Below are 18,558 nucleotides of genomic sequence, written 5' to 3' on the forward strand. Positions count from 1 at the left end.
CAAGGCCCGATCCAGTGGGGCGATCGCCCAAGATCAGGATAGCACTGGCAACCTTAAACACGGGGAGTAACCCGAAGTGCCTTACCTAACCTCAGTTCGGGATAAGCTGAAGTGCTCATTTTGGCGTGCGCAAAGCGCACGCCAAAATGAGCGTTTTCGAGTGCCGCGCAACGCGCGGCACTCGAAAACGCCCTTAACCCGGACTCAAGTCACCTAAAAGTCTCTTATCCAATTCAATAGAAGCTACAGCTTATATTCTCCGTCCTGACACGTTAGAGACGCGGAACATAAGCTGTAGCTTCACATTGAAGAGGTATCACAATCGCAGCCAGGACTCCATCGGATCCGTAGAGCAGATCCGATTCATTCCAGCATCAGCAAACATTTGATACGTCTCGTCCGCACTATCCGTGAAGTCTATAACGCCTGGCACTACCACTGGGGACGAACAGTCCTCCAAGAGATAAACCTTTTGCGCTAATGATGGATCGATTGCCTTAATTTCACTCAGTAAATCTGCTACGGTCCAGGCAACACAGTGGCTTTTCGCTTGCCCTGCGACTACCACCGCATCAAAGGTAAGCAGCGTTTCAATAAGAGACTGGTTTTTCTGAGCGATCGCCCGACTGCTCGGATCAATCATGACCTCAGGTCGCAACACCGAGTAATTCTCCGTGAGCGGGTTACTTCCCTTCATTTCAATGCGCGTCTGCCGTTGACGGGCTATGGCATGAAAGAAGCAGGCTTCTTCAAAAGCAGGTACAAGGGCATGGCCGATCCCCCCTAACATTGAGTGATAGGGCCAAATCGTTAACAGGTACTTGCCTGCTGACTGAAGCTGCTGCACGTAATGCAATGCATAGGCTTGTAACTGGTCGACATCTTTAATGGAGAGATGAGGAGCGATCGCCGGATTGGCCCGCCATTTCCCACTCTTCACATCCTCCACCGAAATCATGGTCATAGCGGAGGGATGATTGCCCGCTGCATCAACCCAAAAAACAGAGTGAAAAATTTGGGTGGCCGTATGTGTATCCATCGTGGCCACAATTTCTGTGATTTGCTCTAGGTTACGATAAATAAACTGGCAGAGCCGTACCGTGTCTTCCACAGCTCCCGTCCCCGATCGTCCCCCCACAAATAATTCAAAATCGGGAATACAAAAGGTGTTTTGCACATCAATAGCTAACAAGCAAATGCGCATACCATCCACTTGAGCAGGAGGTAGATTATGTCGTTTGGCCCAAGCGATCGCCTCCACAGCCCGCTCCTGATAGGGCACACGCCATACTTCGCCAACCCGTGCTGGATCAAAATGGGCTGGGGTAGGTAACTGAGTCAGGATAGTCATGAGACGTTCACCTCAACCGGAAACTCTGCCACGATTATCACTCAAACCATCGGTGGAACACCATGCCCATCTTCAGATGTGAAGCACCTCACGCCACCCATAGAGCGGCGAACTAATGGGCGTAACAAAGATTAGCTAGAGAATTAGCGGAGATAAACCAATAACAAAGTTGCAATTTCAAAAAATCTCAGCATTTTCTGCGATTTCCTAAAGTGATTTTCCTGGTTCATTAATCTTAGAGACTATGTGAAAAGGTCCGCCAAGAGTTATTTCTTTGTGCGCTACGCGCACAAAGAAATAACTCTTCAAACAGCCTCTTAGTGCTTGGTAATTTTTAAGAGTAAACCAATTTACTCTTAAGACTAAATCACATCATTGCGATGAATTGCAGCCCCACTCATGTCAACATTCACAGCAATGATGCCTTAGTGGATAAGTATTTGGCTTACTAACTCTCGACCAACTTTATGAACTATACGCTTCAAGGCGATGACTTCCGTGTCTGGTATGATGCCACCTGTGCAACTGTGGTGTTTGAAGGCTTGCTCAAATTACCAAGTCTCACTGACTACGCGCCGATCAGTTCAATGCTTGATGCTTCAAAAGATCAGAACAACATCACGATGGATCTACGTAAGCTAGAGTTTTTGAATAGCTCTGGAATTAGTATGTTGTCGCGATTTGTGGTCAAATTGCGGCACGAACGCAACACCCATCTCTGCATCCAAGGGAGCCAGAAAGTGTTGTGGCAAACGCGATCGCTCAAAAACTTACAACGGCTAATGCCAAGCCTTTCCGTGGAATGGGATTGATCAGGAGTGCTGACACACTTCAGCATCCATAAGCCTGATGCATGCGTGGACAATCTTAATTCACCTCATGTATGCGCCAGCTCCAGGGTCTGTTTTAAACGTTGCTTTTTCGGGCGTCTCGCATACGAAAAAGCAACGTTTAAAACAGACCCTGGCATAAATAAGCAGGACACAAAGTCATGATACTAAGCGAGTTATTGGAACGATATAAAGCCGGAGAACGAGATTTTGAAGATGTGGATTTGAGCAACGCCTCACTCAATGAATTGGATTTGTATGGCATCAATTTGTCCGGTGCTCAACTCATTGGGGCAAATTTATCCGGCAGTAATTTCACCAGTGCCCGACTAATTGGCGCAAACTTGACACGGGCCAACCTATATCGAACCCGTCTACCAATGGCTGATTTGAGTGGGGCTAACCTGTTTCGTGCAGATTTGACTGATGCAGTTCTGCTCAGTAGCTCCCTCGTTGGTACTGATCTGATTGGGAGCATCCTGACTCGCACTAACTTTAGTGGAGCCGATTTGTACTACGCTAATCTGCGAGGTGCACACCTAGAAGTGACTAATTTACGCTTTAGCGACCTGAGCCATGCCAACCTCAGCAGTACTCGCCTGAATACGGCCAAGTTAGAGGGAGCAACTTTGCCTCAAATTGTTGCCCCTGCTGAGGTTATTGCTTTGGCAAAGTAATGAGGGCTATTGAATATGAGAGGCTAAAACCTCTACGTTAGGGCTGTGCTATAGAACGGCTCTAACGTAGAGGTTTTAGGAGATTTCCAGTAATGAAATTACCCCCAGAATGTTGGTGCTTTGCCCGCTTCGCGGGCAAAGCACCAACATTCTGAGTAAATTCTTATGCAGAAACCTCCTTAGTCTATTAGGTGTAAGAAGTGCCTTGCACTACTCACGGTCCATTTATCCTGGAACTCGCTGAGAAAGGTTAATTTTGGGTACTGTTCGCACACTTCCAATCAACTTTTTCAATAACCTTCAAAATTTTTATATTTTTAAGACGCGAGTTCACTATGTTTGGTGAATTTCTGTTGTGTAAGGTGTGCTTCACACGCCACACACATCCTCATGTTGAATGGGCATCAAAAGGCTGACAAAAACTGTTGAATTGTTTCTACTAAGGCTTTGAGGGGAATGGGTTTAGCGAGATAATCGTTTGCGCCTGCGGCTAAGCAACGTTCGCGATCGCCAACCATGGCAAGAGCCGTCAGGGCAATAATGGGAATGGCGGCAAATTGGGGTTCGGCCCGCAAAATACGAATGGCTTCCAGGCCATCGATGTCGGGCATTTGAATGTCCATCAGAATGAGGTCGGGAGCCTGTTGTTGGGCCAGAGCGATCGCCTCTCGTCCATTCTTTGCCACTTTTACTTGAAAACTGTGGCTTTCGAGATAACAGGACAATGTATCCACATTGGCAGGGTTGTCTTCTGCCAGCAGGATGCTGGGAATTCTTGTAGTAGACAGCGTCGTAACTGTGGAACTGGGCTGGAATTTTAGGGGGGCGATCGCCTCCCCAGATGCCTGAAATTCCTGCCCAATCCTTTGTATGGATGCCAAAGGTAACTCTTCTATCAGAGATTTAGACGTAGATGCTGAAGACTGCACCGTGTAGGGCAGGCAGATAGTAAAACAACTGCCTTTCCCAAGGGTACTGGTCGCCTCTACTTTGCCTTGGTGTAGCTCAACAAGGCGGCGAACCAAAGCCAATCCCAATCCTGTTCCCTCATATTGACGGTTGAGACTGCTGTCTACCTGGACAAAGGGGGTAAAGAGCTGCTTGACATCTTCCGGGGCAATGCCAATCCCCGTGTCAATTACCGCAAATTGCAGCCAGAGTTGGGCCGCCTGTTGCAGGGGGCGAACCTCTAGTATGACACTGCCACTATCTGGAGTAAATTTCACGGCATTTGAGAGAAGGTTGATGATAGCCTGACGAATCCGCCGTTCATCCACGATGATGTTAGGTAAGGATTCCGTTATGTCGACAGTGAGCTGAATCTGTTTTTTAAAGGCTTGCTGTTTGACAAAAGCCAGACTATTTTCACATAGGGATTTTACCGAAGCAGGGGCAAGCTGAATCTCCAACTTTCCCGCTTCAATTTTAGATAAATCTAAAATGTCATTAATGAGGTCAAGGAGATGTTTGCCACTACGCTCAATCACCGAGATAGAGTGTTTCTGGCGATCGTTTAACTCTCCCAGAAAACCTTCCAACAAGCCTTCTGACATGCCCAAAATTGCATTGAGTGGCGTACGTAACTCATGACTCATTACCGCTAGAAATTCGTCTTTCATGCGGGTGGCTCGATATAATTCAGCATTGGTCAATGTCAGCCGCTCGTTGACTTGCTGGAGTTTTTCTTCGGTCTGTTTGCGATCGCTAATGTCTTCAATTAAGTGCAGGATACTGGAAGGCCGACCAAAAGCATTAAAAATTAGGGCACTCGTCACATTGACCCATAGTTTCCTGCCGGTTTTCGTAATAGGTTGGCGTTCAAAGGAAACAATCGTGAGGGTATGTTCTAGAATTTGTTGAAGTTGCGGAATGTCATCTTGCTGGGGCGATTGCAGCAAGTCATAAATAGACTGATCTAACAACTCAGAGGCAGGGCATTCTAACATGGCTGACAGACTCGCGTTGAGTCGGCTGATGCAACCATTCAAGTCAGAAATGGCAATGCCCAAGGGGCTTTGCTCAAAGATTTGGCGGAATCGTTCCTCACTCTCCTGTAAAGCTCCAGTGCGTTGTTTAACCCGTGCTTCAAGTTCTTGATTTAACTGATAAAGGGCAGCTTCTGTTTGCTTGAGATCGGTAATATCTCGCACAATGATGAGAACTTCGTGGTCATCACAGACTGTAATGCGTACCTCTTCCGTGTGAACAATCTCATCAATCTCAAGTGTCTGCTCGTAAACTTGCAACTCCCCAGTTTCTAGAGCCTGCTGAATATATTGCATTCGTTGAACGGCGAGTTCGTAAGGCAAGCTACCATCAAAAATGCTTTTGCCCACAACATCGGGACTTCCCAACACCTGAAAAGTGTCTGTTGGAAAAAAATCAAGGTATTTGCCATCCCCCGACATGCGTAAGATCAGATCGGGAAGTGGCTGAATCAACGCATCATAAATATGTCCACTATGGTGAAGAGCAATTTCTGCACGCTTACGGTTGGCGAGATCACGACCTTCAACAAATTTGGGTGTATCAAGTGAGCGGCTCCGGCCTTGATAACGCACACGCTCAATGGCACAGTAGAGCGATCGCTCTAACACCTCATAGCTTGTCGCATCCTTAAACAGGTAATCTTGAGCTCCCTGCTGAATAGCTTGCAATCCTAAATCCTGATCTGCTCCTATCAGCGTGATCGTAGCGACGCTAGGAAAGGTGCGGCAGAGGTGGGCGATCGCCTCTAAATCAGGTGCATAAGGAATCGTCAGATCTATCAGAATTCCATCAAAAGAAGCTTCATACAGGTAATCCAATGCCTCGCCCATGGAACTGACCTGAATGGTTGCCCACTGGGGTTTCTGAAAAAGCGGCACGAGAAATGACTGAAGATCAGAATGGGATAGAGTTTCTCCTAGCAGCAGGAGGTGGAGGGGAGGTTGCATAGGGACAATAGGGCAACCCTATTTAATCTTTCTTAAGAATGGTTTGAAGCGCTTATACACCATAGTACCCATCTAACTATCTCATACCTTCAACAGGCGTTCTAAAAAGACAGATTTGTACGCACGTCCTGCTGACAAAATCCATTTTTTAAGAAAGCATGTTCAAAAGAATATATGAGAAGTTCCAACAAGAATTGATTTTTCGTATGCTACACCCATTAGAATTAACTTCTCAAAGATCTTTGAAGCTAATGATGATAGTTCTTTAATGGACAGGTATTCCTATACTTTTATAACATTTTCTCAGAGCAGGTGCATCCGTGTATTTTCTAGCAATACAATTCAACCTGTAATTCTTTTTATAGAAGTGGTGGAGAAGCGGCTATTTCCACAAAAAGAATTCACCTACGCTACTGATATAACTCCCTCCACTCTGACGAGGTGCGGGAGATGGATATATGGCTTATTTCTCCATCTATCTCTCGTACCTCACCTGATAGGGAAATGCTGTTAATTATCCACAGACTCATAATTTGCTTTCATCAAATTTAAACTCTTCTCCCATCACTTTACAGTAGCAAAAGTGGATTTCAAGTTTAGCGGAGGATATAGGTACGGTAATAATTAGAATATTGCTCAAAGAGGTTAATTTTTTCTAGCTATAGGTATGAAACATCAATCTCTTCAACCACTCCTTAAGTAGCCTTCTGAGCGATCGGCTTAAACACAAGTAGCGCAACTCAATTAAATATAAAATCTCAGATACCATGTCACCCGCTATACGAGTAGCCTAGCATTTGAGATTTTATGTTTAATTATGCTCACCTACTCATCTGCAAGGATAAGAACTCTCAATGATTTTCGAACGGTAGGGCGAGCACAGCTATCCTAGCTTTCAAAAAGCAGTTCACAAATTGTGGAGAAACGTTATAGTCTTCAATCTAGGGGATGAGAAGATTGGTTTTCTTGTCAGCCAAACTGGAAAGTTATGAAGCATCTCATGGGAAGTCTCCCCAAAAACTGTCCAGAGCCTTATTGTTGATGATTGGAAGAGTTGTTAACTGCAATTTCGTCGGTGTGTGTCGTGGGTAAATCTCTTCAAAACGGTAAATACATTATCGAGCAGGAGTTAGGCCGCGGGGGGTTTGGGGTTACCTACAAAGCTGTCAATTCTGCTTTGGGCCAAGCCGTTGTCGTCAAAACCCTGAACGAGTCCTTACGGCAAGACCCACGATTTGCTAGCTCCGAGCGCCAATTTCAGGATGAGGCGCGGCGGTTAGCAAGATTTGCTCATCCTCATATTGTTCGGGTCAATGACTTCTTTGTAGAAGACGGATTGCCCTACATTGTGATGGACTACATCCCTGGGCAGACTCTGGATACGCTTGTTTTGCCCAACCATCCGCTGCCTGAGGCGATCGCGCTTCACTACATCAGACAGGTCAGTGCTGCGGTTCGGGTCATCCATCAAAATGGGCTACTGCATCGGGACATCAAGCCCCAGAACCTGATTTTGCAACAGGGCACCCAAAACGTTATTTTGATTGACTTTGGCATTGCCCGGGAGTTTACCCCTGGATTGACGCAGACCCATACCCACCTTGTTTCTGAGGGGTATGCGCCAATTGAGCAGTACCTCCCACAAGCCAAGCGATCGCCTGCAACCGACATCTATGGGTTATCGGCTACACTCTATACGTTGCTGACCGCTCAGGTTCCTGTTACGGCAACCTTACGCGATCGCCTCCCACTCGCTTCTCCTCGGGACGTGAACCCGGGGATCAGCGCCAGTGTTAGTGCGGCCGTCATGCGGGGCATGGAAATAGAGCCCCATCATCGTCCTGCTAGCGTTGATGAATGGTTAGCATTTCTTCCCGATATTGCCACGGTGCCGCATGAGATGGCGACGGTTACACCCAATCGTCCTATGAGCCAGATAGCGACGGTTGCTGTCGCTCCAGTCCACCGCCCTATTGAGACGGAGCCTGCACCGGTCGCCGTGACTCCTTTAGCGAAGCCAAGCGGTTTGCGTCCCTGGCACATTGGGCTTATAGGGCTTGCAGCGCTTGTCCCGTTTGGGCTGGGGTTTGCATTGCTAAGCGCCCAAAAACCATCCAGTAGTCCTACGGCTCCAGCCACTACAGCCCCGACACCCGTCATCACCAGTCCTTCTGCTTCTCCTACACCGGCGACGGTAAGGCCTTCGCCAGTCATCAATGAGCCTAGGCCTTCATTACCAGAGTCTTCATCAAGGGACGAGTCCAATACTACTCTCTCTAAAGATCTATCCCCTGAAGATTTAGAACCCACAATTGAGTCCGTTGAACCCTCGCCTCCTGCATCCACAACTCCCGTTGAACCAGCACCACCCTCCGCTGAGCCGGCGGCTCCCCCCGCTGAAGCAGGAACCGGACAGGGAACAGAACAGCAGGAAGGGGAAGAGCGTGAACCAGTAGAAGCGCAGGGAGGAGACAACCAAAGCCGCGCAGCAGAACGAGCCGGGAATGAGGAAGGTCAGGCCGCGCAGCAGGAACAGGAGGGCAGCAGTCAGGAGGAAAGACAGGAAGGAGAAAAGGTGAAGGAGTAGGGAAGCAGTTATTTTCAAGTGCTGCGCAAGACACAGCCCTCTACAATACTCTTAACTCGAACCCAGTTGGATTTAGGAGACTGAGGGTTGAGTTTTAATGCGAAATTGGTAGGTTGCAGCAGCAGCTAGAACGCAGCAAAGGGATAGAAGTAGCATAAGAGGCGCAATTCCCAGGGTTGTTTTGAGAATGGGTAGCTCAAAGGTACCGAGCACTGCCCCGGCTTTCGCGACAGCAGCAGCAAAACCAGCACCACTAGCCCGAATGGCCGTTGGAAAGACCTCTCCAGATAGCAGAAACGTTGTGGCGTTGGGACCAGCGTTCATCATCAGGTTGAACACGAAAAAGCCGATGAATACGAGGGCGATCGCCACCTTTGGCCCCACTGCCAGCATATCGGAGGCAGCCAGGATCGTGAGCCCCGCCGCCATCCCCAAAAAGCCCATGATTTGGAGCTGAATGCGCCCGACCCGTTCGACGAGCAGAATAGCCAGAAGAAAACCCGCAATTAAACAGATATCGACCAGAGCTGCGCCTTTTGCCGAAGCTGCTTCTCGAGCCATGAAACTGTCGACTCGGGCAAAGGCCAGTGCTCCCAAAATCGTTGGGGTAAAGATACCAACGCCGTAGGTCGCAATGTCTTGCAGAAACCAGGGAATCGAAGCCAGCAAGGTCTGTCGCCGGTAAAGGGGAGAAAAAAGCGCACTGTAGGGCACATGAGACGTTTGGGGAGGTGGATCGGTCTCGGGGGTGAGGTTAATGGGTGTATTCAAGAGCGCAGAAGCCGCTTGGGAGGCTTCCTGGTATTCTCCGCGAAGGATGTGGTAGCTGGGACTTTCGAGCAGGCAGCGGAAGCGAAGTAGGGCGATGGCGATCGCCAACCCCAATCCGATCCCCAACATCCACCGCCATGCGTAATGGATGGCGGGCTGTACTGAGTCAGGATAAAGCATCTGAAAGAGATAAATGATCCCCCAGCCCGTCAGGGCTCCTAGCAGAGCACCAATCGCTTGAAAGGTGAACGCTCCAATTACCATCCGCCCCCGTAATCGAGAGGGGACATTTTCGCTGACATAGGCGACGCTAATAGGGTAATCTGCTCCGATCGCCACCCCAACCAGGAAGCGAAACCCAATCAGAGATAGAGCATTCCAGGCAAACACGGTTCCGGCTGTTGCTAGCACAAAGAGCGCTACATCCACCATCAGCATTCGCTGTCGCCCAACCTTGTCGGTAATAGGGCCAAGGGTGAGAGAACCGACCAGAGAACCCAGCAGTGCCGCGACAGCAACGGCCCCCGTTTGGGTCGGGCTGAGGTGAAAGTCTTGTCCCACAAACGGCAGCGCTACGCCAATAATAAAAAAGTCGAATCCATCCAAGGCAATTAATCCAGCGGATAGCCCCCAAAGCAACCACATAGTGCGGGTCATTTCAGAAGCATCCAATTGCTGAGAAAAAGAGCGAGATGGCGGCTTAACGGTCGGGGTTGCCGCTGGATTCATGGGTCAGGTACTCCTTGTAAAACCACTGCTGCTCGCATAAATGGAACCCATGCACGAAGGTAACCTGTGCTGCACGCAAGTCGCTATATGCAAGCCTTGACTAGTTTAAGAAAACGGGTACTTTTTGAAACCTTCCCTCTGCATGAGTTATGGCATTTCCACACGGCCAATCAAAATTCCTAAAAAGGCGATCGCTCCAAAAACAATCAGACAGTAGGCAACAAGCAAAGCCGCTGAAGTACGTGGCCTATAGGTCAGGTCGTTCCGTTGGATACGCCTCAGTTGATAACGGTGATCAGAAGCCGCATAGAGCATGGCGACCGTACCCAAGGCAACAAACCCCAGCCCAAGGATGCGAGAGAAGTGGAGGGAGGCAAATGCACCACCTAGGTTTTGATGCAGCATAGAGATGATGCTATCGAGGCCAAAGCCAAAACTGATGAGGGTAAGAGCGGTTCGAATCCAAGCCATCAATGTACGTTCTTCTGCAGCTCGGTTCCGTTCTTTCGCCAGTTCTGTAGCTAGGGGTAGCTGACTCATGGTTTTAGTGCAAGATGTAAGTAAACTCATATCTTGCACTAAAACCTAGAAGGATGATTTTTCGCCGCTTAGCGGTGAAAAATCATCCTTCTAGGTTTTAGTTTTAGAAAGGTGCAGGATATGAGTAAATAACCTCAGTTCGGGATAAGCTGAAGTGCTCATTTTGGCGTGCGCGAAGCGCACGCCAAAATGAGCGTTTTCAAGTGCCGCGCGTTGCGCAGCACTTGAAAACGCCCTTAACCCGAACTCAGGTTAAATAAATTGGGTTTATCGAACGATGCGTAGTCTAGAGCAACTTTCAGAAACCGTGAATGAGCTGGCGAAGGAGCGCAACCGGGCAGCGGCGGAACGAACCCTTGGAGCATGGATTACCAGTAGCATTCATTTAATTGGTTTCGGCATTGCAATTGATCAAATTTATATAAGAGTCTTTGATACCTTGCCAGACAAAGATCCATTGATCGTTGAACGTTTGGCTCAGAAAATTAGCCTGGTGTTTATGGTGGTGAGCATTATTATGCTGGCGATCGCCATGATTCAACATTCCATCTCGGTTCAATCTCTTGAGCGAGATGACAATAGTGTTATATCAAGCACCAAGCTCAATCTCATAGCAACTGCAACCGTTATTGGGTTTGGCGTTGTTGGGGTATTGGTCATATTTCTCGGTCTGTAGCGTTTCTACATAGTTCGTGAAGTATTTTTGGAAGGTAGATTGAGTGTTTAAAAAGGGTTTAGAAAGTCTGCTTTTTCGTGCCCGAATGACATAGAAAACCAAACTCTTTTAATGAGTTCTTATACCAATCAATATGAAGCTGCACAGAATGAGAGTGGCGGCATGTACGCGCCGCCACTCTCATTCTGTGCAGCTTCATATAAAAACAGTATTAGGTTTGAGTTATCTCATTGACAGTAAGACAAAGATATTAATAACGAGAAGGATTGCGGCAATAAGCATTCCCACTGAAAACCTGGCAGTATACGTATAAGCAGGTTGCCGAAACCGATTAAATTCCCCCTGATAATCGAAGAGCGCTAAACAAACTGTCAGAATGCCCAAAGCCACAAAAAATAAGCTGACGGCTTGAGGAGTTAAAAGACGGATGAAGCTACCGGAGCCAGTATGAAGTAGGGTTGAAATGCGATCGATGCCGAAGCCAAAGCCAATAAAAGATATAGTGGCACGAATCCAAGTGAGCAACGTGCGATCAGCGGCCAGTCGATTGCGTTCCTTTGCTAGCTCAACCTGAAGATCTGGTGAATGAGAAGTTGGGGTTGAATCATTCACTTCCATACATTGATTGGCTGCCTGAGCCAAGTTGTAGAATGTGTGCGACATGCCGCACACATTCTATAGGTATTCAACCAACATAGGTAGATATCATTGCAGCGAAATCATCTGCTCCTGAGTCACCTTCCACAATTTGTGGACAGAGTACTCCAAGCGTGCAGGCAAAGCGCAGATGAACATACCTTCGTGAGCTTGCGCGTTTTCGGCAATCCAATGACCATATAGACTGATTTCGATGAACTCGTCATCTACGGGAGTCAGGACAACATCACTTACCTGTGCCACTCGCAGTTCTGTGACCAGATGGGTTAGAGCGGGAACATCATGGGCGATCAGAAATGCAGCACGTCCCGGCTCAACATGGAGGATTTGTCCACCCCGCAAAGCCAACATTACCCGTTGAGCTACCAGCATTTCCAGAGGAGCAGCGATCTGCTCCATGTACAATCCATCCTCGATATACGTCAATTTCAGCATGACGGAGAAGCCTCTCTCGCTTCGAAATAAAGGGGCTTAGCGAACCCGAAATACCAGGGTCATTGTTTGGGGCGCGCCCAAAAATCACGTTTATAAGTCCGATTTGAAATAGCCGAAGGTTGTAGAAGGTTAAATTCGCTGCTGTGCTTGCATGGGTGACACTCCTAAAAAACAACCCCCGCCTCTGAATTACCAGGAGCGGGGGGCGAAAGTTGCGATAGGCTTACCCGATGGTGAGGTCAGGTACTCCCGATCCTCCCGCTCTTAAGTTGTACAAATCCAGGCTTCAGCCAAAGCTGAGTAACATTGCCGCCAAAGGCAAAACTATCTAGATGGAGATAGGCGGACAACTCATAGGATTTCGCATTGCTTGCACGAGAGACACCCATGACAACGGATGCGATCGCCCTCAAGCCGCCTTGAGGTCGCTTTTGCATCGCACACACATGTATCAGTAGGGCTTTGAATAACATCGAAGATTTTTTGGGCAAAAAATTACCAACCAGACTAATGCTACACGTGTAATACAAGAATGTCTAGGGGGGAGAAGATTTTTTTATAGGGCGATCGCCCTTATCGCTCTCTGGAAGCATCTAGGATCTGCTTTAAAGGCCAATTTTTCGCGTAAGGCCCAAAAGTCAGTGCCGCCTGTAAAACAGGCGGCACTGACTTTTGGGCCTTACGTTTGATTAGGTGGAGCTACTGAGTAGGAACCCATGTTTGAAGATGGAAAGTCTTTCATACCCTCCCCCTCCAAACATAGGTCAACTTGAACTACCAAGAACTATTGGATTTGAGAGAAAAATAGGAAGGGGGCGACATTGAATATCATCCGCTTCGTACTTTTCTTTTATAAATCTGAGATTAGATCTCGTTGAAGCTCAAATCTCCCAATTGGCCGTTGGACAACGGGAAACGTTGGCTTGCAGGAATTCCAGCCAGTTGCTGACAGAGGCTTTCAGCTTCTTTTTGCGGAACGGCAAATTGACTGCAAAGCTGCATTACATCACAAACTCCAGCTTCAGCACCGAGCGTAGCCCATACCCCTGCAACAGACTGTAAAACAACAAAACCTGAATCACCATCGCGTGACCAGAGTGCAATGCCATAGTTCCCTGCATAGTAAGTTTCAGAGATGTCGGGGACAGACTTACCTTCAGACACCGTGATCATCATGTAACTAGATGCTGCACGGGTTAACTCTTTATAGATATTGGACGGTTTGGAGAAGAAGTTGAACATGATGGGAGAGAGGAGAGGGCCGTTGCAATTGGGTCAATTTAGCAATCCTTTCCAATCAGATTTGTAATGATTGAATAAGATTGCCGTAAAAGGCCAACGAAGCGTTGTGCTATTGAGACGAAAAGGAACTAGGCAAAAATCAGCTACTTATGAAGCTACTATTCATCCTATCTTTCCTAGGACCAATTGACATGAGTAATTAGTAAAACCCTTTGACAAATAATAAATTTTTGGTGAACTACCCGTGATTCCTTCAAGGAACCCTTTCAACAAAGGCTGAACTGGCTGCACGGAATCGATGCACAATCAATGCCAATGTGTAGGGAATTGGTGCCCATAAAGATGAAATTTTCTGAATCCAGCGTGATAGATAAAATTTTATTTCAGCAATCAGGGTGGGTTCAGAAAACAGCCTATTAGTTCCGCAATACTAGTCACGGGACACAACGTAGAGGGGTTAAGTTTTTGCCCGTATGCCGTAAATAATGATGCCAGACTTGAGGGATCGCGATCGCTCAGTCTGAACCAGAGAGGATCAGCCTATATACGTTATATCTTCTAACAAATAAAACTTACAGCCACTTGACAAAGCGATCCGGAGCCAAACCATGTAGAAAAGTAAAGAATGTAATTCTGATTACCTTTGTATCGCACTGTACAGACGTAATTATATTTAATAGACTTACAGATTCTTACGTTATACCTTTTCGAAAACAAGCCCAACCCCTTCTTTTTGTTGTCGTTTTACGGCGGTAAAAAGAAGGGGTTGGGCTTGGCACAAAATCAAATAAATTTTAATACCGAGCTCTGATTTGGAGGAGTAAATAGCTGAACTCAATTAAACGTAAGAGCTAAAAGACTATGCAGCCTGCTTATAAAGTGGGTTAGCCCTTTGAGAACGTAAGCTTTGCCCACACTTCCTGAGTCCTAATTTCTTATTTATAGTGCTGTGCACGTCAATTAAGTACGGTGGTGTGGGACACGAAGTGCCCCACACCACCGTTGCTGTACTTAACGCACTTGGACATTGCATATAAGAGTTTTAAGTAGGTAGTCATAATTAAATGTAAACTCTAAAATGCTGTGCTGCCCTAAAGTAGGTAGCACAGCATTTTAGAGTTTATGCTTAGCCGCGTTGGGCGACTTGTTAGGCTGGCAATTTAATAATAAATTCGGTTCCCACTTCAGGAACAGAGGTAAATATTAGTTCTCCCCCGTATTGATCCACAACAATGCGGTAACACATAAACAATCCCAAGCCTGTTCCCCTGCCCACAGGTTTAGTTGTGAAGAAGGGATCAAATAATTTAGCCTGGAACTTTTCTGGAATACCAGAACCATTATCTTGAATACTGATTCGTATCCATCTTTGATCTTCCATCCATGTTTTAATCCGAATTTCGGGTATGTAGGGAGGATACGCGTTGGCAGTGAAAGCTAGCCGTTCGCCAATAGCATCAAAGGCATTTGTGAAGAGGTTGAGAAATACCTGGTTTAAATGGCTGGGATAGCACTCAATTGGTTTAATTTCTCCATACTGTCGTATAACCTTAACGACTGAGCTCTTATCCTGAGGGGAAGTTTTCAGACGGTTCTCTACAATAATGAAAGCTTCTTCAATAACGGTATGCAAATCTGCCTGTTGTAGGTCTATTTCATCCAGGCAGGAAAAGTTGCGCAGGGATGCCACAATTTCACGAATTCGGATGGCCCCGAGACGCATAGAGTTGACTAGCCGAGGAAAATCTTCGCGAACGAAGTCTAAATCAATGGCTTGCTGTGTTTGATGAATATCACTGGTAGTACTGGGATAGCTTTGTTCGTAGATGGCCAGTAAGTCTAGTAAACCTTTGGCATAGTGTGATGCATGACTCAAATTACCGTGAATAAAGTTGACAGGATTGTTGATCTCATGGGCAATGCCTGCCACTAATTGGCCCAAGCTCGACATTTTCTCACTTTGAACCAATTGCAACTGTGTTTTTTTCAGTTCCTCCATAGCTTTGGTTAGCTCGGCGGTGCGTTGGTCTACACGGTCCTCCAGTTCCATGTTGACCGCCTCTAATTCCACCACTAGCTTTTTCAAGGTACGGGTCATGTAATTAAAGTTCTGAGCCAGGGCATCAATTTCTCGAATATTTTGAGGTCTGACGGTGTACTCTAATTCCCCGCTGGCGATCGCCTCACTGGCCTCACTCAATTCCTCCATGGGCTGGCTAATCCAGCGGGAGGTGTAGACACCCAGAGCGATCGCCACCATCAGGGCAATCAGCGACAGTACAACTGTCTGTTGCGTATTAGCGTGGATCTGAGCCATGAAATCAGACTCCGGCACTACCACCAAAATCAGCCAATCTAACCCTCGGGCATCTCGGTAGGGGGCAACCTGGAGGTAATAACGCTCCGACTGACCACTGAGGGTCGCGTCACCATTGACTCTAAAATCTATCTGCTCAACAGAATGAATATCCTCTAGCTTGCCGAAAGACTGCGTTAAATGCTGAGCAGCAGCCCGTAACATTGGGCTCTCAACCTCTGAGAGATTCAATCGTTCTGGTTCTGCTCCAGGCTTCCATAACTTGAAGGGATCCTCTGGAGTCGAGAGAGCTACAACTTTGCCCGATCGCTCCAGAATGGCAGCCTGTCCCAATTGCCCAACTCGTAGGTTCTGCATAAACTGGCTCAGTTGGGACAGAGTTAGGTCGGCCCCAAACACGCCCAGGAATTCCCCGACTTCGTTATAAACCGGGGTAGACGCCGTGATCACCAAAATACTCTCGGGGAAGACAGTATAAACTGCGCTCCAGGCAGAATCCGATGCCCCTTTCACGATGGTGTACCAGGGCCGAACTCGTGGATCATAGTCTGGGCTAATACTCAAGACCTCGGTACGGTTCGCATTGTTATCGGTACCGTAGGTATAAAAGTTTCCGGCTACATAGTTTTCGGTTTGTTCGATGACCAATCGACCCGATTGCTGCCGGCCAGCGTCCACAAAACCCCCATCTCGTTCCTTCGCGAAATAGAGGTAGCTGATGGAGGGGTAGAGTTGAATTTGTTGCCAGAAGGTACGTGCCAACTGATTCGGGTCGTCCAGGTTTAGTAGGCCCAAACGTACAGCTTCTGCCTGAGTTTGTGTTGAGCGCTGAGGAACGTCTAGATAGCTCGAGAGGTGCTGATCGATGCGTTCAATCACTTCGTTTTCCAATTGTGCCGCCAGACTATCGACAGCATTCTGCCCATTCCGTAGAGAAAGCCATCCTGTCAACCCAACAGCCGCAGAAATCTGAAGCATGAAGGGTAGGATTAATACCAGCTTCAGCGGTACTTTTCGCGGCTTCTGAACAGGAGAAGTCATCAGGGCGTTAGGAAAACACACTTCTCCTAGTGTTCCCTGTGGAATAGGTGGAACAACAGAGGCTATAGCTTCCGAGACATTGGCTTCCTAACCCCTGGAACCAATCTAAAACTCGGCGTTCTGTGGCGTGCGGGGGAAGGGGATGACGTCACGGATGTTCTGCATCCCGGTCATGAATTGAATTAGCCGTTCGAAGCCGAGGCCAAAGCCTGCATGGGGTACGGTACCGTACTTCCGCAGTTCCAGATACCACCAGAGGGATTCCTTCGGCATACCCTGGGCTTCAATGCGCTGTTCCAGTACGTCCAGGCGCTCCTCCCGTTGAGAACCTCCGATGATTTCACCAATGCGGGGAGCGAGCACATCCATCGCGCGCACCGTCTTGCCATCCTCATTGAGCCGCATGTAAAAGGCTTTGATGTCTTTAGGATAGTCGGTTACAATCAGCGGCTTCTTGAAATGCTCCTCCGCCAGATAGCGTTCGTGTTCTGACTGCAAGTCTACGCCCCATTCCACGGGGAACTCAAAGGTTTTGTCGGCTTTTTCGAGAAGAGCTACGGCTTCGGTATAGGTGATACGAGCAAACTCGTTATTAATAATGTTATGAGCCGTCTCCAAAACAGTGTTTTCGATGCGATCGTTGAAGAACTGCATATCCTCAGGGCATTGTTCGAGCACGTAGCGGAAGACGTATTTCAGAAAGTCTTCAGCCAACTCCATATTGCCGTCCAGTGCGCAGAAGGCCATTTCAGGCTCGATCATCCAGAACTCAGCCAGGTGGCGCGAGGTATTGGAATTCTCAGCACGGAACGTGGGGCCAAAGGTGTAGACGTTGGTAAAAGCCATCGCCATAATTTCTGCTTCCAGCTGACCACTCACGGTTAAGTAAGCGCGCTTACCGAAGAAATCCTGACTGAAATCAACGGCCCCATCTTTGGTTTTAGGCAATTTCTCTAAATTCAAATTGGTGACAGTGAACAGTTCCCCGGCGCCTTCACAGTCACTGGCGGTGATGAGGGGCGTGTGTACCCACAGAAAACCACGCTCCTGAAAGAACTGGTGGACAGCAGCGGCACAGGCATTACGAACCCGGAAGACGGCACCGAGGGTATTGGTGCGCGATCGCAGATGTGCAATATCCCGCAAAAACTCAAAGCTATGGCGTTTCTTCTGCAAGGGATACGTTTCGGGATCGGCTTCCCCTAATACCTGGATGGATTCTGCCTTAAGCTCGACCCGTTGACCTTTCGCAGGGGACTCCACCAGGGTTCCAGTCAACTCAACAGAAGCTCCGGTGTTGATCTGCTTGATGGTATCGGCGTACCCCGGCAAATCCTGGCCAACAACGGCCTGCAATCCGTTCATGGAAGACCCATCAGTCACTTCCACAAAGCTAAATTCTTTCTGCTCCCGTTTCGTGCGCACCCAACCCTGGATGGCCAGAGTTTCGCCGGGCTGCCCGTTCTGGAGGATGTCGCGGATACGTCGAGTCGTTGGCATGGTACTGAAATTAGGGATACGTGCTGAATTTGAGTTTAGCAAGGGATTGGGTGGTGGGGCAGGGGAGCAGGGGTTTAGCCTATCGAGGAGGGGTTGGATCAGGTAGTGGAGGGGTGAGACTAATAGCCTTGGCCCGGTTGATTAGGGCATCAGGAGCGATTGAAGGCAATGCCTTCAATCGCTCCTGATGCCCTAATCAACCGGACAGTAGCAATATAGAGTAGGCAGTGCAGCTTTAGCGTTGGCCCGCTACCTTTTCTAGCTAAGTG

At 47.9% G+C, this 18,558-nt stretch carries 14 protein-coding genes; 4 read left to right on the forward strand and 10 right to left on the reverse strand.

Going from position 1 to position 18,558, the window contains the following annotated elements:
• Positions 1–316: 316 nt before the first annotated feature.
• Positions 317–1,351, reverse strand: coding sequence for an isochorismatase (locus NDI52_RS23915; protein ID WP_190774641.1), 1,035 nt, complete (start codon positions 1,349–1,351; stop codon positions 317–319).
• Positions 1,352–1,818: 467 nt separating this feature from the next.
• On the opposite strand from NDI52_RS23915, the gene NDI52_RS23920 reads away from it, so the two are divergent.
• Positions 1,819–2,163, forward strand: coding sequence for a hypothetical protein (locus tag NDI52_RS23920; protein WP_190774640.1), 345 nt, complete (start codon positions 1,819–1,821; stop codon positions 2,161–2,163).
• Positions 2,164–2,342: 179 nt separating this feature from the next.
• Entirely contained in the window at positions 2,343–2,858 is a 516-nt protein-coding gene (locus NDI52_RS23925; protein WP_190774639.1) for a pentapeptide repeat-containing protein, read from the forward strand.
• 404 nt (positions 2,859–3,262) lie between these two features.
• Here the strand turns inward: NDI52_RS23925 and NDI52_RS23930 are convergent, their stop codons facing one another.
• Entirely contained in the window at positions 3,263–5,794 is a 2,532-nt protein-coding gene (locus tag NDI52_RS23930; protein ID WP_190774638.1) for a response regulator, read from the reverse strand.
• Between the two features lie 1,084 nt (positions 5,795–6,878).
• Between NDI52_RS23930 and NDI52_RS23935 the strand changes: the two genes are divergently transcribed.
• Entirely contained in the window at positions 6,879–8,381 is a 1,503-nt protein-coding gene (locus NDI52_RS23935) for a protein kinase (protein WP_199307685.1), read from the forward strand.
• Positions 8,382–8,453: 72 nt separating this feature from the next.
• Here the strand turns inward: NDI52_RS23935 and NDI52_RS23940 are convergent, their stop codons facing one another.
• Positions 8,454–9,881 carry an MFS transporter gene (locus tag NDI52_RS23940; RefSeq protein WP_348256528.1) on the reverse strand — a complete coding sequence of 476 codons (1,428 nt, stop codon included), beginning with the start codon at positions 9,879–9,881 and terminating at the stop codon, positions 8,454–8,456.
• Between the two features lie 147 nt (positions 9,882–10,028).
• Positions 10,029–10,421: a DUF202 domain-containing protein gene (locus tag NDI52_RS23945; protein ID WP_190774636.1), complete on the reverse strand. Its 393-nt coding sequence runs from the start codon at positions 10,419–10,421 to the stop codon at positions 10,029–10,031.
• A gap of 277 nt (positions 10,422–10,698) precedes the next feature.
• Between NDI52_RS23945 and NDI52_RS23950 the strand changes: the two genes are divergently transcribed.
• Entirely contained in the window at positions 10,699–11,097 is a 399-nt protein-coding gene (locus tag NDI52_RS23950; RefSeq protein ID WP_190774635.1) for a DUF202 domain-containing protein, read from the forward strand.
• Between the two features lie 222 nt (positions 11,098–11,319).
• Here NDI52_RS23950 and NDI52_RS23955 read toward each other — a convergent pair whose 3' ends face one another.
• The 6 genes from NDI52_RS23955 to asnS form a co-directional block, all read right to left on the reverse strand.
• Complete coding sequence (locus tag NDI52_RS23955) at positions 11,320–11,760, reverse strand: DUF202 domain-containing protein (RefSeq protein WP_190772175.1); 441 nt, start codon at positions 11,758–11,760, stop codon at positions 11,320–11,322.
• A gap of 42 nt (positions 11,761–11,802) precedes the next feature.
• Positions 11,803–12,189 carry an alr0857 family protein gene (locus NDI52_RS23960; RefSeq protein WP_190772174.1) on the reverse strand — a complete coding sequence of 129 codons (387 nt, stop codon included), beginning with the start codon at positions 12,187–12,189 and terminating at the stop codon, positions 11,803–11,805.
• 239 nt (positions 12,190–12,428) lie between these two features.
• Positions 12,429–12,626 (reverse strand): hypothetical protein, encoded by a 198-nt coding sequence (locus tag NDI52_RS23965; protein ID WP_190772173.1) that lies wholly within the window; start codon positions 12,624–12,626, stop codon positions 12,429–12,431.
• Between the two features lie 427 nt (positions 12,627–13,053).
• Entirely contained in the window at positions 13,054–13,431 is a 378-nt protein-coding gene (locus NDI52_RS23970; protein ID WP_190772172.1) for a hypothetical protein, read from the reverse strand.
• Positions 13,432–14,578: 1,147 nt separating this feature from the next.
• A complete protein-coding gene (locus tag NDI52_RS23975) occupies positions 14,579–16,789 on the reverse strand; it encodes an ATP-binding protein (protein ID WP_190772171.1) in 2,211 nt (736 codons plus the stop codon).
• 105 nt (positions 16,790–16,894) lie between these two features.
• On the reverse strand, positions 16,895–18,289 hold the full coding sequence (gene asnS / locus NDI52_RS23980; protein WP_190772170.1) for an asparagine--tRNA ligase: 1,395 nt from the start codon (positions 18,287–18,289) through the stop codon (positions 16,895–16,897).
• Positions 18,290–18,558 lie beyond the last annotated feature (269 nt).

It is taken from the genome of Leptolyngbya sp. PL-A3 (assembly GCF_039962325.1).
In the GTDB taxonomy this organism is placed as follows: Bacteria; Cyanobacteriota; Cyanobacteriia; order Elainellales; family Elainellaceae; genus Vacuolonema.

Bases quoted from the DNA above. Each gene is read 5' to 3' on its own strand.
- NDI52_RS23915 (WP_190774641.1), bottom strand. From the start codon at position 1,351: ATGACTATCCTGACTCAGTTACCTACCCCAGCCCATTTTGATCCAGCA.
- NDI52_RS23920 (WP_190774640.1), top strand. From the start codon at position 1,819: ATGAACTATACGCTTCAAGGCGATGACTTCCGTGTCTGGTATGATGCC.
- NDI52_RS23925 (WP_190774639.1), top strand. From the start codon at position 2,343: ATGATACTAAGCGAGTTATTGGAACGATATAAAGCCGGAGAACGAGAT.
- NDI52_RS23930 (WP_190774638.1), bottom strand. From the start codon at position 5,794: ATGCAACCTCCCCTCCACCTCCTGCTGCTAGGAGAAACTCTATCCCAT.
- NDI52_RS23940 (WP_348256528.1), bottom strand. From the start codon at position 9,881: ATGAATCCAGCGGCAACCCCGACCGTTAAGCCGCCATCTCGCTCTTTT.
- NDI52_RS23945 (WP_190774636.1), bottom strand. From the start codon at position 10,421: ATGAGTCAGCTACCCCTAGCTACAGAACTGGCGAAAGAACGGAACCGA.
- NDI52_RS23950 (WP_190774635.1), top strand. From the start codon at position 10,699: ATGCGTAGTCTAGAGCAACTTTCAGAAACCGTGAATGAGCTGGCGAAG.
- NDI52_RS23955 (WP_190772175.1), bottom strand. From the start codon at position 11,760: ATGTCGCACACATTCTACAACTTGGCTCAGGCAGCCAATCAATGTATG.
- NDI52_RS23960 (WP_190772174.1), bottom strand. From the start codon at position 12,189: ATGCTGAAATTGACGTATATCGAGGATGGATTGTACATGGAGCAGATC.
- NDI52_RS23965 (WP_190772173.1), bottom strand. From the start codon at position 12,626: ATGCAAAAGCGACCTCAAGGCGGCTTGAGGGCGATCGCATCCGTTGTC.
- NDI52_RS23970 (WP_190772172.1), bottom strand. From the start codon at position 13,431: ATGTTCAACTTCTTCTCCAAACCGTCCAATATCTATAAAGAGTTAACC.
- NDI52_RS23975 (WP_190772171.1), bottom strand. From the start codon at position 16,789: ATGACTTCTCCTGTTCAGAAGCCGCGAAAAGTACCGCTGAAGCTGGTA.
- asnS (WP_190772170.1), bottom strand. From the start codon at position 18,289: ATGCCAACGACTCGACGTATCCGCGACATCCTCCAGAACGGGCAGCCC.